Source organism: Spirosoma luteolum, assembly GCF_054778875.1.
On the sequence record NZ_BAAGZE010000005.1, the window covers coordinates 41,894 to 65,478 of the forward strand.

Genomic DNA, 23,585 nt, shown 5'->3' on the forward strand with positions numbered 1-23,585 from the left:
GCGTCAGGCAGCAGCAGGCTCGCCGGTAAGGCTTCGGTGGCCGCATGCTGGGCGCAGACACCCCCAATCAACCGATTATGCAGATCGTTACCAACATCCGCCCGGACTTTGGGTGCGAATCACCCTTTTTATGAGTGCGAAACCGCCATCAGGCCCCTCATCGACCAGCCAACTCGCTGACACATAGACCGTATCGACCTCGTCAGCCCGGCAACTGCGTCGATTCTATCTGGATATGGCGTACCTTCACCGGCAGACTTAAACGCTATAGCCGATGTCCGTATCCCGGTTGGCCAGCCTGTTGCTGGCCGGTAGTGGTTTCGCGGCAGCAACCCTGCTGCCCCCCCGAACACCCCCGGCCGATGAAGCAGTCAGCTGGTGGCGCCCCCCGGCCGACTCACTGATCCCGGCCGGTGCCGCCGGCGTGTCGATTCGCTACGGCCGCGAACTGATTGCCCATACGGCCCGCTACCTCGGCCCCCGGGGCACCGTGGCCCGGCTTTCCAACGGCATGAACTGCCAGAACTGCCACCTCGACGCGGGCACCCGCGTGTGGGGCAACAACTACGGGGGCGTTCGGGCTACCTACCCGCGCTACCGCGACCGGTCGGGCACGGTCGAGACCATACGTCGGCGTATAACCGACTGTTTCGAACGCAGCCTGGCCGGCCGAGCGCCCGACAGCAGCAGCCGCGAGATGCAGGCCATGGTTGCTTACATCGACTGGCTGGGCACGGCCGTACCGGCTGGCCGGAAACCGGCCGGAGCGGGCCTGACCCGCCTGCCCTATCCCGACCGCGCGGCCGACCCGATTCGGGGTAAGGCCGTATACCGCACCCGGTGTCAGAGCTGCCACGGGGCGCAGGGGGCCGGGCTGCGGGTGGCCGGCGCCCGCGAGTATACCTACCCACCGCTCTGGGGACCGGCCAGCTACAACGATGCAGCCGGCCTGTATCGCCTGTCGAACTTTGCCGGCTACATAAAAAGCAACATGCCGTTCGGCGCCACGTTCGACACGCCCCAGCTGAGCGATGCCGACGCCTGGGACGTAGCGGCCTTTGTCAATTCCATGCCCCGACCCCACAAAGACCAGCAACGCGACTGGCCCGACCGGCGCACGAAACCCGTCGATTTCCCGACCGGGCCCTACAGCGACAGCTTCAGCGAACAGCAACACAAATTTGGTCCGTGGGCGCCCATCGTAGCGGCCCGTAATGCCCAGTCTACCCTACAAAAGTAAATGCTACTCATGCGCAGACTCCCGATTATCGCCCTGACCCTCGGGCTGGCGGCTACGGCCCCTACCCTGGCACAAACCACCCCCAACCCCGCCGACTTTCACGGGGCCGAAGCCACCAAAGCCCGCTACCGGGCCGCTTACCAGCTCAACACCGACGATTCGACGCACATTATCAGTACCCTCAAAAACATTCAGAATGCGCTGAGCGACCCACGACTGAAGGGTAAGCTCGACATCGAACTGGTGGTGCATGGCTCCGGACTGGCCGTGTATCGCCGAACGAACCCCTACGAAAAGCAACTGGCCAGCCTACAAAAGCAAGGTGTGATTCTGGCCATGTGCGAGAACACCATGCGGGCGTATAAGGTGGGTCGGGAGGAACTGTTTCCGTTTGTGAGCTATGTACCGAGCGGCAATGGCGAGCTGATAATCCGGGCGCAGGAAGGCTGGGCCGTTATTCACCCCTGAGCGCACGGCGCGGCTCATAACCGCCATCCGGCTACCGATAACAACCGGTTATCAGGCATGAGCAATACTGATTGGCCCCGCCCCCACCGCACCGGTACCTTTGGACTACCAAACCGGTTACGCCCATGCAAACGCCCCTTCGTCCATCCCGCCCGGCCTACCTGCCAGCCAGTCCTGTCACGGCCTTCGCCTGGCGTCGGTGGGTGTTCGTTATGGCCGCCCTGGCTTGCCTGGGCCCCTGGCTATCGCCTGCGCTGGCGCTGGCCCTTGGCGTGCTGGTAACCCGGTGGGTGGGCGTACCGCACGCGCTGCTCGACCGGATGGGGGGACAGTCGCGGCTTACCCACGGGTTGCTGCAGGCATCGGTGGTAGGGCTGGGCTTCGGCATGAACGCCCACAGCGCCCTGGCCGCCGGCCGTACCGGCCTTGCCCTGACCGTGGCGTCGATTGCCGGTACCCTCACGGCGGGGATTGTGCTGGGCCGGCTACTCCGGCTCGACCGGGTTACGGGCTTTCTGATCGCGGCTGGCACCGCCATCTGCGGGGGCAGTGCCATTGCCGCCCTCACGCCCGTTACGCGGGCTACCCCGGCCCAAAGTTCAGTGGCCCTCGGCACGGTGTTTTCGCTCAACGCCCTCGCCCTGATCCTATTCCCGCTGCTCGGGCAATGGCTGCACCTGACCCCGCAGCAGTTTGGTCTGTGGTGTGCGCTGGCCATTCACGACACCAGTTCGGTGGTGGGGGCAGCCGCCCGCTTCGGACCCGAGGCCCTGCAGCTGGCCACCACGGTTAAGCTGGCCCGCGCGCTCTGGATTATTCCCATTGCCCTCGGCACCGCCACCGCGTTTGGCAGTGGCCGGTCGGGGGTTCACATGCCGTGGTTTATCGGGTTGTTTATACTGGCCATGCTGCTGCACACGTATGTGCCGGCGCTGGCACCCCTGGCGCAGGGGGGCGTGGTGCTGGCGAAGGCTGGTCTTACCCTGACCCTGTTTCTGATTGGCACCACCCTCACCGCCGACCGGCTTCGGGCAGTGGGCTGGCGGCCTCTGGCGCAGGGCATCGGGCTCTGGGCACTTATTTCTGCCGGGTCGCTGTATGCCATCCTGCGCGTTTCGGTGTAACTTCGCTGACCGCCTGAACCCTGTTCCGACTCAACTCCTCCGTATATGGAAAACTCCCCTGCCCCCCTGTTCGACCGACGGGGCTTCCTCAAAGCCGGTTCGCTGACCACCCTCACGACCCTGCTGGGTACCAGCATTGTGTTTGCCGACCGGCTGCCACGCCATTACCTGCCGCTGGTATTCGACACCAACCCCTTGACTGACAAGCACAAAGACATGGTGGTACTGAACGACAAGCCCTGGAACGTAGAAGCTACGCCCACGCTGCTCGACGATGCCGTGACGCCCGCCAGCAAGATGTTTATCCGTAACAACGGCCTGATTCCCGAACACATCGATGCGGCCAACTGGACGCTGACGATCAAGGGCGAATCCGTTAAAGCCAGCAAGACCTACACGCTGGCCGACCTTAAGAAAAAATTCAGGCCCTACACCTACCAGCTTGTGCTCGAGTGTGGAGGCAACGGCCGGGCCGGTTATTTTCCCAAAACGGCCGGCAACCAATGGACCGAAGGGGGCGTCAGCTGCGCCGAATGGACGGGCGTGCGGCTGAAAGATGTGCTGGCCGACGTGGGGCTGACCGATTCGGCGGTGTACATCGGTTATTACGGGAGCGACCTGCACCTAAGCCAGGACCCTAACAAGCCGGTTATTTCGCGCGGGGTGCCGATGGCCAAGGCGCTGGAAGACGAAACGCTGCTGGCCTGGGCCATGAACGGTCAGCCCATTCCGTTGGTCCACGGCTATCCGCTCCGGCTGGTGATCGGGGGCTGGCCGGCGTCGGTGTCGGGTAAGTGGCTGCACACCATCGCTGTGCGCAACAAAGTGCACGACGGGGCCAAAATGACCGGCAAAAGTTACCGGGTGCCCATGCACCCCGTCGAACCCGGGGTCGATCCGCCCGAAAGCGAGTTTAAGATTATCGAATCGATGCCGGTGAAGTCGCTCATCACGTTTCCGAAAACGGGGCTCGAATTGCCGGTGGGTCAGGCGCTGTCGCTACGCGGCCACGCCTGGGCCGGCGACCGGGTGGTGAAAAGCGTGCAGGTGTCGACCGATTTTGGCGCGACCTGGCAGTCCGCCGACCTGAAAGCGCCTAAAAACCGGCTGGCCTGGCAACACTGGACAGCCCAGATCAAACTGCCGACGCAGGGCTACTACGAGGTGTGGGCCCGCGCCACCGACGACAGGGGCGTGTCGCAGCCGATGGTGATGCCGCAGTGGAACCCCGAGGGCTACTGCAACAACGCCTGCCACCGTATTGCCGTCAAAGCCATCTAACTCCTTGCCTATGCCGTTCCGACACACCCCTTACCGCTGGCTGCTGGCCAGCCTGTGCCTGTGGCTTTGCTGCGCCTGGGTAGCCCGGCAACCCACTCCCGGTGCCGAGGTAGCGACCGTCGAAACCGGGCTTCGGCCGGTCGTGACCGACAGCCTTCGGAAAGACCCTGAAACCGGACTAGCCCTCGACCCCAGCCTGCCGCTGGTGAAGGGGCAGTGCACAGCCTGCCACTCCAGCAAGCTGATCCTGCAAAGTCATTTCGACCGAGACAAGTGGATCGAGCGCATCCGCTGGATGCAGCGCACCCAGAAACTATGGGATCTGGGCGAATCGGAGCCCGCCATTCTAACGTATCTGACCACCTACTACGGCCCGCAGAAAATTCCATTCGACGGCCGGCGACTGCCGCTGACCACACCACGCTGGTACCGGGCAGCCCGACGCTGACCGAACAGTGGAGTGCGTTTGCGGGTTTATCCGGTAAATGCACCCCACAACCTGACTGACGCATGGAATCGATATATGACTGGCTGTTGCACAACATCGGCAACGAAGGCAACTACCTCACCATCCTGAACACACACCGCTCCGGCGATACGCTGACCCAGCTCGACGTGATGGCCCGTACGAAGGCTTTTCAGCCGGTCGACCTGCTGATCACACCCGCCGATGCCCCCGCGCCGGCGACCGAAAAAACCGAACTGGCTCACTATACCTTCGCCGGCCCCGATGATCTGATCGAGTGGCTGGCCACGGGTAGCACTCCCCAGACCGAAGCCACACCAGCCCTTACGGTCTCGGTGCTGCAACCTGCCGACGGCGCCGACAGCATTACCTTTCCCTGATCCGGCCGATGGCTGGCTTAGAGGATCAGCACGAGGGTGCCGCCAATGATGAGGGCGGCACCCAGTGCGGCTTTCCACGTAAGCACCTCTCCCAGAAACACCACCGACAGCAGTATGGCAATGGCCACGCTCAGCTTATCGACGGGTGCCACCTGCGATACCTTGCCCAGTTGCAGCGCTTTGAAGTAAAAAATCCACGAGAGCCCCGTCGCGATTCCAGACAGTACCAGAAACAGCCAGTTCTGCCGCGTCAGCGCGGGCAGCGTTTCCAGCCCACCGCGCCAGGCGACCAGCCCCCAGGCCACCAGCAGAATTACTACCGCCCGGATGGCCGTAGCCAGATCGGTATTCACGTTTTTGATGCCGATTTTAGCCAGTACGGCCGTCAGGGCCGCGAACAGAGCCGACAGAAGCGCGTAGATCCACCACATACGTATCGCAGGTTAGCCAGCCCCGGGTTGGGTCAGCGCCGATGTAACACGGCTACGGACCCGAACGTTTGGCGTACCTGCCCAAACCGTCATGGGTGCGGCCTAATCGATCAGACGGTTTGTCGCGGCTCAATCGGTAGCCCGCTGCCCCCGGTTGCTTTACCAGCGCAAAGACCGCTCTGCCATGCCCCGCCCGCTGCGTCCGTTCCTCTGGTTGCTGTTACTCGTTGCTTCGATCGTTCATGCTCAGAAAATCGACCGTCGGGCACTGGTTCGCCGACACCGGGTAGTGCTAACCCGCATCGATACGCTGGGGGCGCTGACGGTGGGCAATGGCGGCTTTGCTTTCACCGTCGACGCCACGGGCCTGCAGTCATTCCCGGACGCCCACGCCCACGGCATCCCGCTCGGCACCCAGTCCGACTGGGGCTGGCACCGCTTTCCCAATCCGGCCGGTTATAAGCCGGCCGAAAGCCACCGAAGCCTGGTCGTGGCGGGTCGACGGGGGGCCTACGCCGTGCAGCCTAAGGAGCCGGGCCGGGCGCAGGCAGCCGCCAATTATTACCGCGAAAATCCGCACCGGCTGCAGCTGGGCAACGTGGGCCTCGACATCATCCGGCGCGACGGCACCCCCGCCACACCAGCCGACCTTACCCAGATCCACCAGGAACTCGACCCCTGGACGGGCCTGATCACCAGCCGTTTCGCCATCGAGGGCCAGCCCGTCAGCCTGACCACCGCGGCCGATCCGCAGCACGACCGAATCGCCGTTCGCATCGAATCGCCCCTGCTGGCCACGCATCAGCTGCGCCTGCGTTTCCGTTTTCCCTATCCGACCAATACCTTCACCGACGCCGGCACCAACCACGCCCACCCCGACCGGCACACCACTACCTACACGCCACTGCCGGGACAACGGGGGCAGTTCAGCCGACAGCTCGACCAGGATCGGTACACCGTCACGGCGCAGTGGCAACAGCCGGCTGCCATGCAGGCGGGCGCCCCCCACACCTATCAGCTGATTCCGCAGGGCGGCACCACCTTTGAGGCTACGGTTACCTTCAGCCCCACGAAAGCGACCCAACCTGCGCCCCGGGTAGCCACCGTGCTGAGCCGTAGTGCAGCCGGCTGGCGGGCTTTCTGGCTGTCGGGGGGAGCGGTCGAACTGGCGGGCAGCACCGACCCGCGGGCGGCCGAACTCGAACGGCGCATTGTGCTGTCGCAGTACCTGACCCGGGTGCAGTGTGCCGGTACGCAGCCCCCCCAGGAAACCGGTCTGACCTATAACAGCTGGTATGGCCGGCCCCACATGGAAATGTACTGGTGGCACAGTGCGCACGTTGCGCTCTGGGGTCGCCCCGAACTCCTCAGGCGTAGCCTGGGCTGGTACGCGCGGGCCTTCGACCCGGCCCGCGCCCTGGCCCGGCGGCAGGGCTTCGCGGGGGTACGCTGGCAGAAAATGACCGACCCGGCCGGGGGCGAAGGCCCCTCCTCGGTAGGGTCGTTTCTGATCTGGCAGCAGCCCCACCCCATCTACCTGGCCAACCTGCTATACCGCCAGCAACCCAGCCGGGCGGTGCTCGATCGGTATAAATCCCTTGTTTTTGCCACCGCCGATTTTATGGCGTCGTTTGCCCGCTACGACTCGGTCACGCAGCGCTATGTGCTGGGCTATGGCCTTATTCCGGCGCAGGAGTGCTTCGACCCGGCCACCACGCTGAACCCACCCTTCGAGCTGGCGTACTGGCACTGGGGGCTGCAAACGGCCCAGCAGTGGCGCCGGCGGCTGGGTCTCCCGCTCGATCCGCGCTGGCAGGCCGTTATCGACAGGCTGCCGCCCCTGGCGCAACGCGACGGCGTGTATCAGGCCGCCGAATCGGTGCAGGATTCGTATTCGCCCGCCAGCCGCTACACCATCGATCACCCGGCCGTGCTCGGTGCGCTGGGTATGTTGCCGGCCTCCCGACTGGTCGACACGACGATTATGCGCCGGACGCTGGCCGTTGTCGATACGGCCTGGCAGTGGAGCCATACGTGGGGCTGGGATTTTCCGATGGTGGCCATGACCGCCACACGCCTGCACCAGCCCGAGCAGGCCATCGACGCCCTGTTTCGCGCTGTAACCACAAACACCTACCTGGTGAATGGCCATAATTACCAGGACAAACGCCTGACCTTGTACCTGCCCGGCAATGGCGGATTGCTGGCAGCCGTGGCGCTGATGTGCGCCGGCTTCGACGGCAACCACACCCCTAACCCGGGCTTCCCTGCCAACGGCCAATGGCAGGTTCGGTGGGAAGGGCTGCGGCCCATGCCGTAAGTTGTTGCCAAACAAAAGCAGGCCGCTGAACCCTTCCCCGTAGGGATGGTTCAGCGGCCTGCCATACCTGAGCCGACTGTTCTGGCCTTAATCCGGACTACTGCCGGATGATCGTAGCCGTACGGGCTTTACCCTGGTGAATAGCCCGAATGATAAACAAGCCCCCCGTAGCCGGCTGGCTGCTGAACCGGTAATCGGTTGCCGGATCAATCTGATCGATCGGCAGTCGTTCGACCAGCCGGCCATTGGCTTCGTACAGCTCCAGCAGGGCCGGGCCGTTCACGCCACTCAGGCGCACCCGCACCTGCGTCGTCACCGGATTTTCCAGTACGGTCAGGGTAAACGAATCCTTCTCCGTACCGACAGCGGCTACGCGGGCCTGCCGCCGGCCACAGGCCGCTTTCAGATCCCAGACGTACGTCACCGTCACACCATCCTGACGAGCCATCAGCGTGAAGGGCTGCACATCGTTTGCCGTTCGCGACTCGGTATCGACCTGCTGATTGGGGTTGGCGGTCCAGCCCGTAATGCCGGCAGCGGCATACTCAATTGCCGATCCGTTACCACCCGTCGCCTGAAACTGGAACGCGCCGGTGGCACAGTCGTACACGGGCGCCAGCAGCCGCAGCGCAGTCGAAACGGGGGGCTGCGCCGTGCGGCAGTAGGCGCTAAAATCGAACGTGTAACTGGCCTGTTGCCCCGCCTGCAGGGCGGTGATCAGGATGGGTTTAGGGTCGCGACGCAGTTCAGCTTCGATGGTTCCCGACAGACTTTGCGCCGAGGGGCGGTTGATACCCGGAGCCGAGAACGTGATGGGCGAGCCATTGCCGCCGGTGGTCACCAGCGTAATGGCTCCCGTCTGGCAATCGTAGACCGGTGGCAGCACGGCCAGGCCCGACGGGGCCGGTGGGGGTGGCGGTGGTGTCGTCTGACCGCAGAAACGGCCAAAATCGAAAATAAACGTAGCCCGTTGTCCACCCTGTTCGGCGGTGATCAAGATAGGCTTGGGATCATTGCGGAGACCGGCTTCGACCCGGCCCGTGGGGCTATCAGGCGTGAAGCGCGTAACGCCGGGGGCCGTAAACGTGATGGGTGCACCGGTGCCGCCCGCCGTTCTGAACGTGATGCTCCCCGTATCGCAGTTGTAGATGGGCGTCAGTAAGGTAAGTGGCGTAACGCCCTGCCTGCGCACCCACACCACCGGCTGGTTACCATCGGGTTGCAGCCCAAACAGCCCCGGCGAGTTGGTTGTACCGGCTACAAAAAACGACCCATCGGCAGCGACCGACACGGCCCGCGCGTCGTCGTCGCCCGAAAAACCGCCCGACTCCTGCCAGTCGACGGCCAGCTGGCTGTTGTATTTGGTGATCCGGTAATCGCGGTTGGTCGTGTAGGTCCGGTCGACCACGATACACCCCCCGTCGGGTGTTGGCTGCAGGGCAATCTGATCCTGCGCATCGTTTTCGTAGGAGCCCGGCAGCGACTGTACCACAATGGGCTCGAACGTACGGTTCAGCTTCAGCACCGTCAACCCGGTATACCCGGCTCCGTAATAGTAGCCAAGGGCTACATAGCCATCGCGTGTGGGTACAATATCACGCAGCGTTGCCTGAAACGTTTTCTGTTCCCAGACGATGGTTCCATTGTCATCGACCCGGAAATTGTAGGTAAGGCTTCCATTCTGCGCATCGGGGTTACCGGTAATGGCTGGTACGTTGGTAAAGGCATGGACCAGGTAACCTCCGTCGACGGCGGGTGCGGTTTTGAAGGGAACGGTCGCGTTGGTACCCACGTAGGTTTTCGACCAGATCACCCGCCCGTTCCGGTCGACGCGGGTCAGCAGTACGTCGGCTCGTACGACCGATGTATTGATAGCCGAGGCCAGGCCCGCCACCAGAAAGCCACCGTTGGGTGCCACGATAAGATCATCGACCGTGCGCTGGAGTGTGCTGGTGGCCGGCAGATCGAGCAACTGCACGAAGACAACCGACCCGGTTCCACTTATTTTGACCAGCTGGATGGTAGCCGGTCCGGCGGGCGAGTAGCTGTTGCCAGCCACGAGGTAGCCCCCATCGTCGGTGAGCTTCACCGCTACCGGAATAAACGTATTGCCCGTCAGGCTCAGATTGGCCGTCCAGGCCAACTGCCCCGAGGCCGTTAACTTCGTTAGAAACGGCAATCCGGTGAAAAACGATTGTGACAGCACCGCACAGCCCTGATCGGGTGTGGCTTCCAGCGCCAGCGCAATTACTTTTTCGGACCGAAAACTACCCGACAGCGCCGTTTTGTCGAGCGCCCGCGACCAGAGCACGGGCGGGAGTGGTGTCTGGGCCAGTGCACCGCCCCAGCAGAAAAGCAGACAGGCTACCAGCAGTTGCCGGAATAGTCGCCCTGACCGGTTGTATTGATTATTCATGCGTATAAGGATTAGCAACGGGCCATGCATCGGCTCGCTGGTTCCTTTATCGCCGACCTTATCGAAAGTTGACTTTTTATTTATTAAACGATGCAACAAACTGACTGTGACCACAAAAAAAAGCCAGTCAGCAATAAACTGACTGGCTTCCTGATGTGATCCCGAAGCGATTCGAACGCTTGACCGTCTGCTTAGAAGGCAGATGCTCTATCCAACTGAGCTACAGGACCATCAATAAACGGTTTTTGACAACCGACCGGGTAAGCGCTTGGGCCTGACCTGCTTTAAGCAGCAGCCGGCCCGCGTGCCCCTTGAGCGCGCAAAGGTACACGCCCGCCGGTTCTTTTGCAAAAAGCCACACGCAATCCGGGGTAACCCATCCTGTCTGCCTGGCCCCGCCAGCCCGTAATGCACCGTTTACCGCACCTATTCCCGCATTCACCGCGCAACCAACCCCCACCTGCAACAGGCTGACAGCCAAAAACGTATCCAACAGAAACCGCTAACCCTAAACCCGTGCTGTATTATGCCCAACGGCTACCTGTTTGTTATGCGTTCGATTGGCTGGCTGGGCGTGCTGCTCCTGCTGGGCCGGGCTCACCCGGCGAATGCCCAGGTCGACTGTCAGAATATCGGTTTTGACGAAGGGACCACCCGCGGCTGGCGGCTGACCAATGGCTCCGTAACAGACATCGGTACAACAACGGTGTACCAGAACGAGACCGATGGTATCTTCGAAAACGGCCACCGCGTCACGAGCCTGTCCGACGGCAACGACCCGAACGTAACGGTCGAGGCCATACCGATGGTAGCGCCCGGCAGCACCCACTCGATCCGCATTGGCAACGTCACGCGCGGCTCGCGCTTCGACCGGCTGCGGGGCTCTTTTCTGGTCAGTGCCGACAACACCCTGTTTCAATACCAGTTTGCCGTTGTGCTGCAAAACCCCACCCACCAGCCCCACCAGCAGCCCGGCTTCAGCATTCGCATTACCAATCAGGCCGGGCAGTCGCTGTCGTGCAGCGAGTACGACGTGACGGCAGCCGCCAGTATTACTGGTTTCAAGGCGCAGGGGGATATTCGCTACCGCAACTGGACCACTGGCGCCATCGATCTGCGCGCCTACATAGGCCAGACGGTCTATATTGAAGTAACGGCCCATGGCTGTACCGAACGGCGTCACTATGGCTACGCGTACTTCGACGCCAAATGCCTCCGGAGCGAGATTACGCAGGCGCTATACTGCCCCGGCGTCGATAAAACCATGACGCTGAAAGCACCCGACGGCTTTGCCGGCTACCGCTGGAACACGGGCGCTACTACCCCCACCATTCAGATCACCCCCCAAACCGGCGACCTATATCAGGTGAAGCTGACGCCCTACTCGAGTCTCAATACCGACTGCCTGCTGGGTCTCGACTACCGGGTAGTGATTGGCAAACCCGTTGAACCAACCCGACAAACCGTTAGCCGCTGCGAAGGCGAGGCCTACCGCATCGGCGACTCGACCTATACCCGGGCCGGCACGTACCTCACGCCTATCCGCCGGGGTGCGCAGCAGTGCGACAGTCTGGTGCAGACCACCCTTACCATCCGGCCGCTCGCCCGCAGTACGCAGTCGCTCACGATCTGCGCCGGCGACAGTGTGTGGGTGGGTGCCAGTGTCTACAAAACGAGCGGCACGTTTCAGACCCGGCTAAGCCGCCCCGCCCCGCGCTGCGATAGTATCGTAACGACCCAGCTGACCGTGCAGCCCTTTCAGCTGACCATGCCGCCCGGTATGCTGCTGCGCCCCGGCGACGTGGCCAATCTGCGGGCGGTGGTTACGGCGGGCCCGGCCCCCATTCAGTACACATGGTCGCCGGGCAGCTGGCTCAGCTGCGCCACCTGCCCGACTACGGTGGCAAACCCGCCCGAAACCACGCTATTTACCCTGCGGGTGCAGGATACGGGCCTGGGATGCCAGCGCACCGGCACGGTGCTCGTGACGGTCAGCAACTGCCTTTTTTACGCACCCGATGCCTTTTCGCCCAATGCCGACGGCGTCAACGATGTGTTTATGGTGCCCGCCAACAGCTGCGTGCGGCAGGTGCTGGCACTCACCGTGTTTAATCGGTGGGGCGAAATCATGTATCAGGGACAGGCCGGAGCAGCCGGGCAGCCGGGACTTGCCTGGGATGGCACGTACCGGGGCCTCGCGGCCGAAGCGGGTATCTACGCCTTTCAGGCCGAGGTCGACTTTATCGACGGGGGCACGGCGCAATACCGGGGTCAGGTGCTGCTCATGCGCTAGCCTGCGCCTGCCCTTCGGGCCAACACGGCGTTTCTTACAGATTAAACAGATTCTTGAGTTTTTCGTAGAACCCGGTATTGCGGAAGGTAAACTGCTTGTGGAGAATGTAATTGCTCATGAAGCTCAAGCCCATGCCGACAATCTGCGCCACCAGTTTGTTGATGTTTACTTCCTTCACTGAAAACGGAATCACGACCGTCATTTCGAACCGGTCGACCGACAGTTCGTAGATCAGTGATGACCCGTAGACCGTGATCAGGCAGGAAATAATGGAGACGAGGGTAAACTTGGCGGCTTCGCGCTTGGTCTGGGCCGAATTCTTGGCGTTGAACGCGAAGAGCTTTGTCAGGAAAAACCCGACCACAAAAGCAACCAGGTAGCCTACCAGCAGGGCCTGCTGATAGGTGACCTGAAACCATTCCTGCAACAGACTGCCGGCCAGCAACTGGATGGATGCGCCAATGGCGGCCACCACAAAATAAGCCAGGAGATCCCGTCGGTTAAAAAGCGTACTTGCCATAGACTCGATAGATGGGCTGCCCGATCGCACCGCAGACTGGCAGCAAATGCCGCATGGGTGACCCGTGCCGTATCGCATCCGGCTGACGTTAGCCGGGGATACGTCGCGCAAAAGTAGGCCTATTCTGGCTGATTAACGAGCGCCCCTTTGTCCTCCGGCCGACCCGGCACCGGTCGGGGCCGCCCGGCTCGCTTTGCCCAACCGTATAACGAGCGGCTGTTGACCCGACCCAGCCAACAGGTAATCAGCCGGTTACTGTCTGGGCCGGAAGGTAGTGTATAGCTGAACGTCCCTGACCGGGATTGCCATTAATCGAGCATATGGTTGAACCAATAAGCAACAAAGAGCGTCCACGAAACGCCGATAGCCATAGCGACGATAGCCAGTATTCTTTTTTGTGGGATCGGTGCGTAGATAGACACGAACATACTATAAAGTACCAACAAGGGTCCCGAAAAACCCACGCCCAGCAAGCCTGTTACGAGTCCAACTTTGTGCGGGGCGAGCACCAACCCGAAGATGGGCAGTGTAAGCAGCACAAGAAGGACGATCAGGCGGTACAGTAATCGGGGCATGCGGTAAACAGATGCGGCTAAACAGTCTGCTCTCGGAACAAGTCAGGTCGCTACCAGCCCTACACGATATCGCTGTCGTCCGGATCGGGGTCGGGAGGCAGCTGCACCGTCTCGAACCAGTATTGCCGGATCAGGGTCATGTAGTTTTTCCACTGCTCATAGCTAAACGGCTTGATGGTAAACGACGATGCGCCGGTTGAGTAGGCCTGCCGGGCCCGGCGCCCCAGTTCGTCGCCCGTAAACACGATCACGGGAACGGTATACGTCCGCCGACGAGCCCGCAGACTCGACAGAATTTCGATTCCGTTGACCTGCTCATTCAGGTTAACGTCCAGCAGCACCAGTTTGGGCAACTGGTTGTCCGGGTTTTCAAAATAAGCTTTTACCTCCCTCGAACTCGACAGAAACACAAGCGTGGCTGCCGGAAAGCTGGACCTGGCGGCTCGCTCGGCAATTTGCTGGATTGATTGATCGTCGTCGACAAAGAGAATGACAAACTTCCGGGGCATACGGACATCTTTTTTTTGGGAGAGCCCGCCCAGCTAAACAGGCAGGTTGATCGAACCAGGATGGGTGTATTAGACCTTACCCGGCAAGATCGAAATGCGGAACCAGTAGTCTCTAAGCAGCGTCACATAGGTAACCCACTCTTTCAGCGCTTCCGGCTTCCGGGTGTAAGCAACCGCGCCGGCAGCATACGCGCGGGCTACATCCGGTTTCTTGTCCGACATGGTAAACATCACAACCGGGGTCAGGCCCTGGGTCTTGCTGCGTATGGTTGGCAGCAACTCCAACCCGTCGACCGAACTGTGCAGGTCGATATCGAGCAGAATCAAATGGGGCAACTCGTGGTTGGGGGTATCCAGATACGTAAGGGCTTCCTGGGGCGAATTGGCACTAATAAAGCGGGCCTCCGGAAAATGTTCCCGACCAACACGCTGTAACAGTTCGATGATGGGTGGTTCGTCATCGACAACCAGCACGAGGGGAGAATCCTGATCCATGTTCTGTAAACAACTCTAGTACAGCTATAAAACGATTTGATAAACCTTTGTTCGATTTGATCCAACGTTTTTTTTGATCTGAATACACGGTACTACGTTGTTTCTGCAGCCAATATAAGCCTTTTTGCGTTGCTCGGCCCACCAGGTGATGCTACGGTCATGCTCACCCTGCCATGGGTTAACGGTATGCCGGTCTGCCCACTATACCTGCCATCCGGGCATAATCGGCCCGTCGGACCGATGTCGCTTACCGTTTTTTCCGACTCAGTCGGCGCAACAGGTAGGTATACAGCAAACCGCCCAGCACAGCGCCGACCAGATAGAAGCCAATGATTCGCTCATCGAACCGGGTACCCGTCAGCCCGATACCGAAGCCCCGGGAATAGGCCTGGGGTAACAGACCCAGCACGATGGCATGGGCACTGATGCCGGCCAGTACGTTGACCGGGTAGGCCGCCCAGGTCCGGGGCCCGGCAACCCGGCTGCCCGCCCAGACGAGGGCCGCAAAAACAACGATGATGGCAATTTTCACGAGGGGTCCAACCTCGTCGGCAATGGCCCAGGTCGACTGGAGAAAATTCAGCAGCCTGTTCGGACTATAGACCGCAAAGGCGAGCGGCCTGACCAGCGCCATGAGGGCACTGGTTCCGAACACCATTGTTACCCAGGCATACAGGAGTGCCTGGAACTGGATACGGGGTGTTGTTGTGGGTAGGTTCATACGGGCAGACAGCTGGCGACAGCCGATCGGCGGGGTCGGCGACGAGCGGAAGCGGAGTCTAAAAGTGAGCAACCCGAAGCCAACCCGGCTGACATTCTTGATGAGCGGCTCCTGATGCCTGTGGTCGTGCGTTAACCCGATGTGGCGGTTGGTGCAGCATGCCAGAGCGATGCGCAACCCGCCGGTATGCAGTCAGGGCTGCGCAACGCCCTGGCGTTTTTCTTTAATAACGAATCCATCAAACGCCCGGACAGCTTTATAGGCTTACCCAGTCGGTTTACTCATCAGACGAAAGGCATGGCTGCCAACCGGTGGGCAGTTGTAGGCCGGGACAGCCGGTTAATCGTTTTTGTCGGTGCCGGCTGCGGCTTGGTGGGGTGCTGGCAGCAACGGCCGGCGCATCAGCACATCGGTCTGCTCATCCGTACCCAGTCGAAACAGGTGCGTTCCGAAAGCCGTAAACCCCTGTTTCCCGTAAAACCGGATGGCCCGCGCGTTCTTTTCCCATACGCCCAGCCAGATCGACGTTTTACCCAGCCCCCGCGCAGTGGCTACGGCCTGGTTGTACAGCAATGGTCCAACCTGCTGACCGTGGTAAGCGCGTTTGACATAGATACGCTCGATTTCGACCGAATCGGCCTCCTGTAGTTCGGTCTGGGCACGGCCAACGTTCAGTTTGAGGTAGCCGATTACCGCGTCGGCGGCCCGGGCCAGAAAAAACAGCGAGTCGGGATTGCCCAGCTCGGCGGCCACCCGTTCGGCCGACAGGTTCTGGGCGAGGTACTGCTGCATATCGGCCTCGGTGTTGATGGCGGCAAAAGTCTCGATAAAAGTGTCCCGGGCGATGGCTCGCACCGCATCCAGGTCTTTCGGGGTGGCACGAACCAGTTCGATGTCGCTCATAAACTGTTGGTTATTCAGGCAGCAATAGTACGACGTTTATGCGCTGCTTACCAGTCCGCTTACTTAGAACAGCTAGTCGGCTCAGACGGGGTTTACCGGCATCAGTTGGCTAGCCGTGCAGAGGCAGTCCGTAGCCCGGCTATTCTTTGCCAGTCCGGCTGCCCGGCCCCATTCAGCAAGGTCGTAAATAGCTACTGGAGAAGGGATAATGCGCACGTTTCAACCATTTAATTAATAAACCAACCATTGGTACTCACCTTTTCCAATGTTGGCCGATCTATGCAAAAAACTATTGTTATGAAATACTTTCACTTTCTGGGCATTGCCCTCACACTGTTTGTCAGTTTGTTCCTCTCGGGTTGCGAGGACCACCGACTAACTTCTCCCACACCGGCTCGCTTTCGACTGGCCAGTTACAGCTTCCGCCAAAACAGGTTTTTCTCCAATGCTGCATTTACGTACGGACCCACTGGCCAAGTGACCAGCTATACTGAAAACGTCTACAACACTAAGTACAATTCGACGCTTACTTATAATGAGAAGGGTCAATTGATACGCATCGATCGATTACCTGCTGAGGTCTCCCTTTCCATAGCTAGTAGTTACTTTGTTTATGAGTATAACCAAGCTGGCAACCTGATTAAACGAACAAAGTACCAAACCAAAGATATTTCCAACTCACCCAATACCCCCTACTCGGTCAATCAGGTTGTCACCTTTAATTATGACGGTACAGCACCGTATCCCAGCCGAATTAGCCAAACGCAATATCAAGAAATCGGTACCGTGGTTGACCTTGCCCAGACAGACCTCACCTACCAAGATGGTAATGTGGTTCGATCGGTGACTACCTATCCCACTAGCAGTAATTTAACACCGTCGGTGAACACCTATCAGTTCGACGATAAGCCGAATCCTTTCTATAACTTCATAGTACTTCCCGATGGTTTAGGAGCTTATCCTTACAACCGCAATAACATCACATCCAGCGTATCTATTCTGACTTACAACAGCAATGGGCTCATCACCAGGTCGATAGACAACAAGAACACAGATCCAGCTTTTCAGGCTGTCAGTGACTACACCTACGAGCAGTACTAGCGCTGAGCCAAGTCAGTCAAAAGGGCCCCTGCCGACTGGCAGGGGCCCTTTTTTCGTTCTACTCTACCCCCTGTCCAGCGACTTTCTTCGCTACTGGTAAACCACCTGTCGTATGCAGTTCAAGTGGGGAGCAGTTTTTACGCTAAAATTCAACGGTAAGCCGGAAGTCAACCAGCTGGGCGAACTGGGGCAGCGACTGGTAATTCACTTTTCACTTCGTCTTCTATGGCTACACCAGCTCAGTCATCATACAATAAATGATTATTGGTCAATTTGTTATTGTTATTAAAAAGGGTTGAACAACAGGAAAGAGGTTAGGTTTTACTAGGCAAATCGCTACACACTTATTTACCAGTACCCCGTTATGGACAAGACCATTATCCTGGTTGACCCTGATGATGACGATTACTACCTCCTTGAACAAGTTGTCAGGCAGACCGATGATTCACTGAACATAAACCACTTCACCACGGCCGATGCGGTCATCTCTCACCTGCAAAACAACACCGATCCGGTTTTCATGATTATTTGTGAAATTAATCTGCCAGGCATGAGTGGTGTGGAATTACGGGCTCAGCTCGATAATGACCCGACGCTTCGCGCCCGGTCGATACCATTCCTGTTTATGTCCGACCCTGTTCCGGCCGAAATCACCAACAAAGCGTATGACATGACGGTACAGGGCGTTTTTCAGAAGCCTAGTAATATGCCCGACTATATCCGGTTGATGAAAACAATTGTCGATTACTGGACTCACTGCCTACATCCGAATCGATAACCCCTCTCTGCCTGAGCCGTATTGTGCAAGCTGGCCCTTTCATCGACGGGTCTTGTTTTGATCGGTACCGGTTCATTGTCAGTATAAACCAGTCCCCGCCTTTGCCAGAACTTGTTACCGGTAGACAAGCGAACGAGGAACAAGCGTTTATTCATCGCGAGCCCCGTCGGATGCCGGCAATTAACCGCCTGACCGCAGCCACGCCCCAGGTTGCTATTCTGGAATGGGTGGACAGTCTGCCCAGCGCGCTGATTAAAGTACTGTCCTTTTCGCTGGTTGACTTAGTCCTGTTTTCCCACCGGAAGAAAGTTCACAGCAAGGGGGTAAACTACGTGGTAGGATCGTTGAAGGCACAGCTAACCAACCAGAGCCGGGTGATCCCGACCGAACGGCAACTCTGCCGGGCCTAGGTCCCTATCTTTAAAAAGTACAAAACACAAACGCCCCTCGAAATCGACCGATCATAGGACGATTCTGAGGGGCGCTGTGTAACTAATCTTATGTAAAGGCAATTAACTCACAATCAGCGAGTTTATCAATTAGGACAGTGATCTTGGAAACGTCTTATTACTTCTTCGAAATTGAGGCCAATTCTATCGACCAGAAATAGGCCACACCATTGGTAACACATGGTGGTCTAAGATTTCCACTAACCACATATTCGTACTCTCCTTCTTTTGACGTAGGGAGACCCAATAGCTTAGATGTATCGCAAGGTTTCAGCTCGCGATAGACAACTTTGCTATAGTCGATATCTTTCAAGAGCAGGGTTCTATTCTCAGTAATTCGGGCGGTCATATCCTTTACCACTGCCAACACTTTACCCTTACACTCGTCGCAGTTGTCGGTGGAGATAAATGGTTCTTCTATAGTCTCTTTGGTGCAACTGACCCAAACAAGTAGACTCGCGACAGCTATTATTCTTCTCATTTTATTAGCTTTTATAACAAGGTCTATTCCAGTCTGTAATGGTTCTAAAAGCTTGTTATATAAGTGACCTTACGTAATGTTAATCTCCTACAAACCCAGATCGCAAAAAAATTACTCATGTCCTGACCGTCAAAAACCAGGCCCGCTTTACGCAGATAGGTGTAGGTCTGATCGGGCGTACTGTGCCGGCAGTGCCGTTGCACTGGTAATATATCTCTAGTCGACCGATACAGTACAACTCGTTTTCTGACTCGCTTCTTCTTCTGGACGTGCCAGATATAGTACACCACATACGGCTCCGAATCTGACTCGACAAGCCGCGCTGGGGTACAGGAGAACTCGCTCTTGGTACCCTGCTTCACTTGCTTTTTTGCTGCCAATAATTGCCAATAAACCGGGTAGCAAAAGAAAAACCCGCAAATCAGGCAGATTTGCGGGTTTTTTCAAGTCGGGGTGGCAGGATTCGAACCTACGACCTCCTGCTCCCAAAGCAGGCGCGATACCGGGCTACGCTACACCCCGAGAGCTACTCGGATTCCGGCGGAGAGAGAGGGATTCGAACCCTCGGTACCGTTACCAGTACGACAGTTTAGCAAACTGTTCCTTTCGGCCTCTCAGGCATCTCTCCGTGACCAACCAACCGTTTCCGATTGATTAGGGCACAAAGATAGGGGTATTTCTCGTTCACACCAAGCGGCAGTCACGAAAATCTTTGTGCTTTCACTACTTTCGTTCTCCCGAAAACCGGGCCAAATCCGCTAAAACCGGTCAGGCTCAGTTACATTACCGCCCCGCATGAACTGGCTGTACGACCTCACAAAAACCGATTTTTTTTTCATTGGCGCCTTTATCGCCCTCTACGGGCTGTATATTTTTCGCACATTTTGGCTCGCACGGCATCTGAACACCTCCGCCTGGGGGGTCATTCCAAAGTTTTTTCTGCGCGGTTGGTATTTTGCCTTGCTCATGATTGCCCTGATGGGCCCCTCGTTCGGCGATCTCGAACGTGATCTGGCGGCCACCGGCCACGATGTGTACCTGGTGGTCGATGTGTCGCGGTCGATGGGGGCAGCCGATGTGATACCCACCCGGCTCGAACGGGTCAAGTTCGATATCCAGCACCTGGCCGATACGCTCCGGGCCGACCGGTTTGGGCTCATTCTGGCTGCGTCGCGCTCGCTCGTGCTGTCGCCCCTGACCACCGATCACGATGCCTTTAACCAACTCGTGCGCACCATCCGGCCCAACTCTTCGGCGGGGGGCGGCACCGACCTCTGCGCAGCCCTCGAACTGGCCCGCCAGAAATTCCTGACCGACTCCTCTACCCGGCAGAGTGCCCGGGCGCTCGTTCTGTTCAGCGATGGCGAGAACTTCAGCACCTGCGAAACGGCCACCATGGCCCGGCTGCGGGCGGCTGGTCTGTCGCTGACCACCGTGGGGGTCGGCACCGAGGCCGGCTCGTCGATTCGGGAAGGCACCGATTTCGTGCGCGACGAAGGGCGGCAGATTGTGCGTAGTCAGCTGAACCGGTCGTTTATGCAAACGCTCGCCCGCGACGGCCGGGGGCAATACATCGAAGTCGACCGGACGGGCCAATACGTTAATGTGCTGGCCGACTGGCTGCGGTCGCAGCGGGGGCGCACCATCGATCAGAACCGCATTGCCGTGTCGGCCAACAAGTACACCTATTTCCTGCTGGCTGCCCTGGGCCTCATTGCCCTCGACCTGCTCATCACGTTCCGAACGTTTCGGCTGTAAGCGCTTCTCAAACTTTCGCCTTACTTTTGGCAGTCGGTACGTTGTTTAAGTATGCTCTATCTGTTGCTGACAGCCTGGCTCTGGTGGACCAGCCTGCCAACGCTGAACCAGATTTCACGGAACAATCAGATTCGGCGGGAGGCTGAGTCGGCCTACCGGCTGCGGCAGTATGCGCAGGCGGCCCGGCTCTACGCCGAACTGACACGTGTGGCGGGAACCACCGATCCAGCCGTGCGGCTTAACCTGGGGCACGCGTATTTCCAACTCGGGCAATACCGGCGGGCCCGGCCCCAGTATCAGGCCCTGTTACAGGCCGATCAGGCCAGTTTGCGCACCCAGGCCGCCACCCAGCTCGGCATCATGGCCTGCGCCAGCCGCGATAGTGCCCAGGCCCTGGCCCTGTTTGAACGGGCCCTGCGCGAAGACCCCGCCAACGAGTCGGCCCGGTATGATTACGAGATGATCCGAACCACCTACTCGGGCAAACCACCGGTGCAGCCGCCCCGCGCGCGGGCGCCCAAACCGATGCCTAAACCGAAACCGGCCGGTGGCCAGGAGGTTGAGCGATCGTCGCGGCAGGATGAACTCCTGCGTCGGTTCGAGCGGCTCAACCTGAGCGAAGAGCAGGCCCGGCAGCTGCTCGACGCCCTGCAGGCCGACGACCTGCCCTACGCGCTGACCCAGTCGGCGCGCAAACCCGAAACAAATGCATCAACAACCAGTCGCTGGTAACTAAAAACCCTATGAACGAAGTCGTAATTATCTCCGCCGTCCGCACGCCCATTGGTAGTTTTGGGGGTGCCCTGTCGCCTTTGTCGGCCACCGAACTGGGCGCTGCTGCCATCCGGGGTGCCCTTGCCCGGGCCGGTGTAGCACCCGAGCTGGTGCAGGAAGTCTATATGGGCAACGTGGTGTCGGCCAATCTGGGCCAGGCACCTGCCCGGCAGGCTGCCCTCAAAGCGGGTCTGCCCGCTACCGTGCCCTGTACCACCATCAATAAAGTGTGTGCGTCGGGCACCAAAGCCATTATGCTGGCGGCTCAGGCTATTCAGCTGGGGCAGGCCGACGTGATTGTGGCGGGTGGCATGGAAAGCATGTCCAACGCGCCTTACTACGTACCCAAAGCCCGGTTTGGGTACAAATACGGCAATGCCGAACTCGTCGACGGACTGGCTAAAGACGGCCTGGTCGATGTCTACGATCAGTGCGCGATGGGCGTATTTGCCGATAAAACCGCCGAGCAGTACACCATCAGCCGGGCGGCTCAGGACGATTTTACGGTACAGTCGTACCGGCGCTCCGAAGCCAGTACCCAGTCGGGCGCGTTTGCCGGCGAGATTATCCCGGTCGAGGTACCCGGCCGGAAGGGCAGCGTTCTGGTGAGCGAAGACGAGGAGTACAAAAATGTTATGTACGACAAGATTCCGACCCTGAAAGCGGCCTTCACCCCCACCGGCACCGTGACACCCGCCAGTTCGTCGCCCATCAGCGATGGTGCGTCGGCGCTGGTGGTGATGAGCCGCCGGAAAGCCGATGAGCTGGGCCTCAAACCTCTGGCCCGCCTTGTGGCCTACGCCGATGCCGAGCAGGAGCCGCAGTGGTTCACCACCGCCCCCACCAAAGCCGTGCCGCTGGCGCTCGAACGGGCCGGGCTCACCATTGCCGATATCGACTACTTCGAAATCAACGAAGCCTTTGCCGTGGTGCCACTCGTTTTCAGTCAGGTGCTGGGCGTTCCGCAGGATAAACTCAACGTACTGGGTGGTGCCGTTTCCATCGGGCATCCGCTGGGAGCGTCGGGCGCCCGCATCGTAACCACCCTCACCAGCGTGCTGCAGCAGCATAACGGCCGCTATGGCGTGGCCGGCATCTGCAACGGCGGAGGGGGCGCATCGGCCCTTATTCTCGAAAAACTTTAATCCTTCTTAGTCGTGCCCATTCAAGAGACCACCTACCAGTTTCCGGATCAGACCGGCTTTTACCGCGGTAAAGTGCGGGATGTGTATTCGTTTCCGGATCAGCTCGTGATGATCGCGTCGGACCGCATTTCGGCCTTCGATGTGGTGCTGCCCCGCCCCATTCCCTACAAAGGGCAGGTGTTGAACCAGACGGCGGCTTACTTTCTGCGGGCCACCGCCGATCTGGTGCCGAACTGGCTGCTGTCGGTGCCCGATCCCAATGTCAGCATTGGCCTGCGGTGCGAACCCTACGCGGTAGAAATGGTGGTACGCGGCTACCTGGCCGGCCACGCCTGGCGGCAGTATCGCGATGGGCACCGGACGCTCTGCGGGGTAGCCCTGCCCGACGGGCTCCGCGAAAACGACCGCTTGCCCGAGCCCATCATTACGCCCAGCACCAAGGCCCATGAGGGGCACGACGAAGACATCAGCCGGGAGCAGATTCTGGCGCAGGGCATTGTTCCCGAAGCCGAATACGTGCAGCTGGAACAGTATGCGCTGGCGCTTTTTGCCCGCGGCACCGAAATGGCCGCCGGCCGTGGCCTGATTCTTGTCGACACCAAATACGAGTTTGGCAAACACGATGGCCGGGTTATTCTGATCGACGAAGTGCACACGCCCGATTCGTCGCGCTACTTCTACGCCGATACGTACGCGGAGAACCAGCGCCTTGGTCAGGCCCAGAAACAATTGTCGAAAGAATTCGTTAGAGAATGGCTTATCGCCAATGGATTTCAGGGAAAAACGGGCCAGACCGTACCGGATATGTCGGACGAGTGGGTAAGCCAGATTTCCCGGCGCTACATCGAACTGTTCGAAACCGTAACGGGTCAGGCCTTCGTGCCAGCCGACGATACCGACACGGCAACCCGCATCGAAACCGCCATTCGCCAGGCCCTGCAGGGCTGAGGCAGGCAA

At 59.4% G+C, this 23,585-nt stretch carries 23 protein-coding genes and 3 tRNA genes; 15 read left to right on the plus strand and 11 right to left on the minus strand.

Going from position 1 to position 23,585, the window contains the following annotated elements:
- Positions 1–274: 274 nt before the first annotated feature.
- From ACYVAC_RS07825 to ACYVAC_RS07850, 6 genes are all read left to right on the plus strand, one after another.
- Entirely contained in the window at positions 275–1,240 is a 966-nt protein-coding gene (locus tag ACYVAC_RS07825; protein ID WP_461097055.1) for a c-type cytochrome, read from the plus strand.
- 9 nt (positions 1,241–1,249) lie between these two features.
- Positions 1,250–1,708 (plus strand): DsrE family protein, encoded by a 459-nt coding sequence (locus ACYVAC_RS07830; RefSeq protein ID WP_461097056.1) that lies wholly within the window; start codon positions 1,250–1,252, stop codon positions 1,706–1,708.
- 125 nt (positions 1,709–1,833) lie between these two features.
- On the plus strand, positions 1,834–2,832 hold the full coding sequence (locus ACYVAC_RS07835) for a YeiH family protein (RefSeq protein WP_461097057.1): 999 nt from the start codon (positions 1,834–1,836) through the stop codon (positions 2,830–2,832).
- A gap of 45 nt (positions 2,833–2,877) precedes the next feature.
- Entirely contained in the window at positions 2,878–4,113 is a 1,236-nt protein-coding gene (locus tag ACYVAC_RS07840; RefSeq protein ID WP_461097058.1) for a sulfite oxidase, read from the plus strand.
- Between the two features lie 10 nt (positions 4,114–4,123).
- Complete coding sequence (locus ACYVAC_RS07845; RefSeq protein ID WP_461097059.1) at positions 4,124–4,561, plus strand: hypothetical protein; 438 nt, start codon at positions 4,124–4,126, stop codon at positions 4,559–4,561.
- Positions 4,562–4,623: 62 nt separating this feature from the next.
- On the plus strand, positions 4,624–4,959 hold the full coding sequence (locus tag ACYVAC_RS07850) for a hypothetical protein (RefSeq protein ID WP_461097060.1): 336 nt from the start codon (positions 4,624–4,626) through the stop codon (positions 4,957–4,959).
- A gap of 17 nt (positions 4,960–4,976) precedes the next feature.
- On the opposite strand, the gene ACYVAC_RS07855 is transcribed toward ACYVAC_RS07850, so the two are convergent.
- Positions 4,977–5,390, minus strand: coding sequence for an EamA family transporter (locus ACYVAC_RS07855; protein ID WP_461097061.1), 414 nt, complete (start codon positions 5,388–5,390; stop codon positions 4,977–4,979).
- 184 nt (positions 5,391–5,574) lie between these two features.
- Between ACYVAC_RS07855 and ACYVAC_RS07860 the strand changes: the two genes are divergently transcribed.
- Positions 5,575–7,710: a hypothetical protein gene (locus ACYVAC_RS07860; RefSeq protein WP_461097062.1), complete on the plus strand. Its 2,136-nt coding sequence runs from the start codon at positions 5,575–5,577 to the stop codon at positions 7,708–7,710.
- A 97-nt stretch (positions 7,711–7,807) separates the two neighbouring features.
- Here the strand turns inward: ACYVAC_RS07860 and ACYVAC_RS07865 are convergent, their stop codons facing one another.
- A complete protein-coding gene (locus ACYVAC_RS07865; protein WP_461097063.1) occupies positions 7,808–10,126 on the minus strand; it encodes a hypothetical protein in 2,319 nt (772 codons plus the stop codon).
- A gap of 156 nt (positions 10,127–10,282) precedes the next feature.
- Positions 10,283–10,356: transfer RNA gene (locus tag ACYVAC_RS07870), tRNA-Arg, on the minus strand.
- A 296-nt stretch (positions 10,357–10,652) separates the two neighbouring features.
- On the opposite strand from ACYVAC_RS07870, the gene ACYVAC_RS07875 reads away from it, so the two are divergent.
- Positions 10,653–12,419, plus strand: coding sequence for a T9SS type B sorting domain-containing protein (locus ACYVAC_RS07875; protein WP_461097064.1), 1,767 nt, complete (start codon positions 10,653–10,655; stop codon positions 12,417–12,419).
- A 34-nt stretch (positions 12,420–12,453) separates the two neighbouring features.
- On the opposite strand, the gene ACYVAC_RS07880 is transcribed toward ACYVAC_RS07875, so the two are convergent.
- The 6 genes from ACYVAC_RS07880 to ACYVAC_RS07905 all read right to left on the minus strand — a co-directional run bounded on the left by ACYVAC_RS07880 (position 12,454) and on the right by ACYVAC_RS07905 (position 16,142).
- Entirely contained in the window at positions 12,454–12,939 is a 486-nt protein-coding gene (locus ACYVAC_RS07880) for a GtrA family protein (protein WP_461097065.1), read from the minus strand.
- Positions 12,940–13,247: 308 nt separating this feature from the next.
- Positions 13,248–13,514, minus strand: coding sequence for a hypothetical protein (locus ACYVAC_RS07885; protein WP_461097066.1), 267 nt, complete (start codon positions 13,512–13,514; stop codon positions 13,248–13,250).
- Between the two features lie 59 nt (positions 13,515–13,573).
- Positions 13,574–14,023 (minus strand): response regulator, encoded by a 450-nt coding sequence (locus ACYVAC_RS07890; protein ID WP_461097067.1) that lies wholly within the window; start codon positions 14,021–14,023, stop codon positions 13,574–13,576.
- A gap of 69 nt (positions 14,024–14,092) precedes the next feature.
- A complete protein-coding gene (locus ACYVAC_RS07895) occupies positions 14,093–14,518 on the minus strand; it encodes a response regulator (RefSeq protein ID WP_461097068.1) in 426 nt (141 codons plus the stop codon).
- A 247-nt stretch (positions 14,519–14,765) separates the two neighbouring features.
- Positions 14,766–15,239, minus strand: a complete 474-nt coding sequence (locus ACYVAC_RS07900; RefSeq protein WP_461097069.1) for a hypothetical protein — start codon at positions 15,237–15,239, stop codon at positions 14,766–14,768.
- A 339-nt stretch (positions 15,240–15,578) separates the two neighbouring features.
- The gene (locus tag ACYVAC_RS07905) at positions 15,579–16,142 is read right to left on the minus strand and encodes a GNAT family N-acetyltransferase (protein ID WP_461097070.1); all 564 of its coding nucleotides are present in this window, start codon (positions 16,140–16,142) and stop codon (positions 15,579–15,581) included.
- A gap of 279 nt (positions 16,143–16,421) precedes the next feature.
- On the opposite strand from ACYVAC_RS07905, the gene ACYVAC_RS07910 reads away from it, so the two are divergent.
- The 3 genes from ACYVAC_RS07910 to ACYVAC_RS07920 all read left to right on the plus strand — a co-directional run bounded on the left by ACYVAC_RS07910 (position 16,422) and on the right by ACYVAC_RS07920 (position 18,431).
- A complete protein-coding gene (locus ACYVAC_RS07910; protein ID WP_461097071.1) occupies positions 16,422–17,243 on the plus strand; it encodes a hypothetical protein in 822 nt (273 codons plus the stop codon).
- A 364-nt stretch (positions 17,244–17,607) separates the two neighbouring features.
- A complete protein-coding gene (locus ACYVAC_RS07915) occupies positions 17,608–18,021 on the plus strand; it encodes a response regulator (protein WP_461097072.1) in 414 nt (137 codons plus the stop codon).
- Between the two features lie 170 nt (positions 18,022–18,191).
- On the plus strand, positions 18,192–18,431 hold the full coding sequence (locus tag ACYVAC_RS07920; protein ID WP_461097073.1) for a hypothetical protein: 240 nt from the start codon (positions 18,192–18,194) through the stop codon (positions 18,429–18,431).
- 968 nt (positions 18,432–19,399) lie between these two features.
- Here ACYVAC_RS07920 and ACYVAC_RS07925 read toward each other — a convergent pair.
- Together ACYVAC_RS07925 and ACYVAC_RS07930 are read right to left on the minus strand one after the other, a co-directional pair.
- Positions 19,400–19,473: transfer RNA gene (locus ACYVAC_RS07925), tRNA-Pro, on the minus strand.
- A gap of 19 nt (positions 19,474–19,492) precedes the next feature.
- A tRNA-Ser gene (locus ACYVAC_RS07930) sits at positions 19,493–19,579 on the minus strand.
- Between the two features lie 167 nt (positions 19,580–19,746).
- Here ACYVAC_RS07930 and ACYVAC_RS07935 point away from each other — a divergent pair.
- From ACYVAC_RS07935 to ACYVAC_RS07950, 4 genes are read left to right on the plus strand one after another with little or no spacing between them, the layout of a single operon-like run.
- The gene (locus ACYVAC_RS07935) at positions 19,747–20,709 is read left to right on the plus strand and encodes a vWA domain-containing protein (protein ID WP_461097074.1); all 963 of its coding nucleotides are present in this window, start codon (positions 19,747–19,749) and stop codon (positions 20,707–20,709) included.
- A gap of 51 nt (positions 20,710–20,760) precedes the next feature.
- Positions 20,761–21,441, plus strand: coding sequence for a tetratricopeptide repeat protein (locus ACYVAC_RS07940; protein ID WP_461097075.1), 681 nt, complete (start codon positions 20,761–20,763; stop codon positions 21,439–21,441).
- An 11-nt stretch (positions 21,442–21,452) separates the two neighbouring features.
- Positions 21,453–22,628 carry an acetyl-CoA C-acyltransferase gene (locus ACYVAC_RS07945; RefSeq protein ID WP_461097076.1) on the plus strand — a complete coding sequence of 392 codons (1,176 nt, stop codon included), beginning with the start codon at positions 21,453–21,455 and terminating at the stop codon, positions 22,626–22,628.
- 12 nt (positions 22,629–22,640) lie between these two features.
- Positions 22,641–23,576: a phosphoribosylaminoimidazolesuccinocarboxamide synthase gene (locus tag ACYVAC_RS07950; RefSeq protein ID WP_461097077.1), complete on the plus strand. Its 936-nt coding sequence runs from the start codon at positions 22,641–22,643 to the stop codon at positions 23,574–23,576.
- The last annotated feature ends 9 nt before the right edge of the window (positions 23,577–23,585 follow it).

Excerpts from the sequence above, each read along its gene's own strand:
- ACYVAC_RS07910 (WP_461097071.1), top strand. The coding sequence starts at position 16,422 with ATGCAAAAAACTATTGTTATGAAATACTTTCACTTTCTGGGCATTGCC.
- ACYVAC_RS07835 (WP_461097057.1), top strand. The coding sequence starts at position 1,834 with ATGCAAACGCCCCTTCGTCCATCCCGCCCGGCCTACCTGCCAGCCAGT.
- ACYVAC_RS07920 (WP_461097073.1), top strand. The coding sequence starts at position 18,192 with ATGCCGGCAATTAACCGCCTGACCGCAGCCACGCCCCAGGTTGCTATT.
- ACYVAC_RS07905 (WP_461097070.1), bottom strand. The coding sequence starts at position 16,142 with ATGAGCGACATCGAACTGGTTCGTGCCACCCCGAAAGACCTGGATGCG.
- ACYVAC_RS07900 (WP_461097069.1), bottom strand. The coding sequence starts at position 15,239 with ATGAACCTACCCACAACAACACCCCGTATCCAGTTCCAGGCACTCCTG.
- ACYVAC_RS07865 (WP_461097063.1), bottom strand. The coding sequence starts at position 10,126 with ATGAATAATCAATACAACCGGTCAGGGCGACTATTCCGGCAACTGCTG.
- ACYVAC_RS07945 (WP_461097076.1), top strand. The coding sequence starts at position 21,453 with ATGAACGAAGTCGTAATTATCTCCGCCGTCCGCACGCCCATTGGTAGT.
- ACYVAC_RS07880 (WP_461097065.1), bottom strand. The coding sequence starts at position 12,939 with ATGGCAAGTACGCTTTTTAACCGACGGGATCTCCTGGCTTATTTTGTG.
- ACYVAC_RS07855 (WP_461097061.1), bottom strand. The coding sequence starts at position 5,390 with ATGTGGTGGATCTACGCGCTTCTGTCGGCTCTGTTCGCGGCCCTGACG.
- ACYVAC_RS07845 (WP_461097059.1), top strand. The coding sequence starts at position 4,124 with ATGCCGTTCCGACACACCCCTTACCGCTGGCTGCTGGCCAGCCTGTGC.
- ACYVAC_RS07890 (WP_461097067.1), bottom strand. The coding sequence starts at position 14,023 with ATGCCCCGGAAGTTTGTCATTCTCTTTGTCGACGACGATCAATCAATC.
- ACYVAC_RS07850 (WP_461097060.1), top strand. The coding sequence starts at position 4,624 with ATGGAATCGATATATGACTGGCTGTTGCACAACATCGGCAACGAAGGC.
- ACYVAC_RS07840 (WP_461097058.1), top strand. The coding sequence starts at position 2,878 with ATGGAAAACTCCCCTGCCCCCCTGTTCGACCGACGGGGCTTCCTCAAA.
- ACYVAC_RS07860 (WP_461097062.1), top strand. The coding sequence starts at position 5,575 with ATGCCCCGCCCGCTGCGTCCGTTCCTCTGGTTGCTGTTACTCGTTGCT.
- ACYVAC_RS07895 (WP_461097068.1), bottom strand. The coding sequence starts at position 14,518 with ATGGATCAGGATTCTCCCCTCGTGCTGGTTGTCGATGACGAACCACCC.
- ACYVAC_RS07885 (WP_461097066.1), bottom strand. The coding sequence starts at position 13,514 with ATGCCCCGATTACTGTACCGCCTGATCGTCCTTCTTGTGCTGCTTACA.
- ACYVAC_RS07875 (WP_461097064.1), top strand. The coding sequence starts at position 10,653 with ATGCCCAACGGCTACCTGTTTGTTATGCGTTCGATTGGCTGGCTGGGC.
- ACYVAC_RS07935 (WP_461097074.1), top strand. The coding sequence starts at position 19,747 with ATGAACTGGCTGTACGACCTCACAAAAACCGATTTTTTTTTCATTGGC.
- ACYVAC_RS07915 (WP_461097072.1), top strand. The coding sequence starts at position 17,608 with ATGGACAAGACCATTATCCTGGTTGACCCTGATGATGACGATTACTAC.
- ACYVAC_RS07825 (WP_461097055.1), top strand. The coding sequence starts at position 275 with ATGTCCGTATCCCGGTTGGCCAGCCTGTTGCTGGCCGGTAGTGGTTTC.
- ACYVAC_RS07830 (WP_461097056.1), top strand. The coding sequence starts at position 1,250 with ATGCGCAGACTCCCGATTATCGCCCTGACCCTCGGGCTGGCGGCTACG.
- ACYVAC_RS07940 (WP_461097075.1), top strand. The coding sequence starts at position 20,761 with ATGCTCTATCTGTTGCTGACAGCCTGGCTCTGGTGGACCAGCCTGCCA.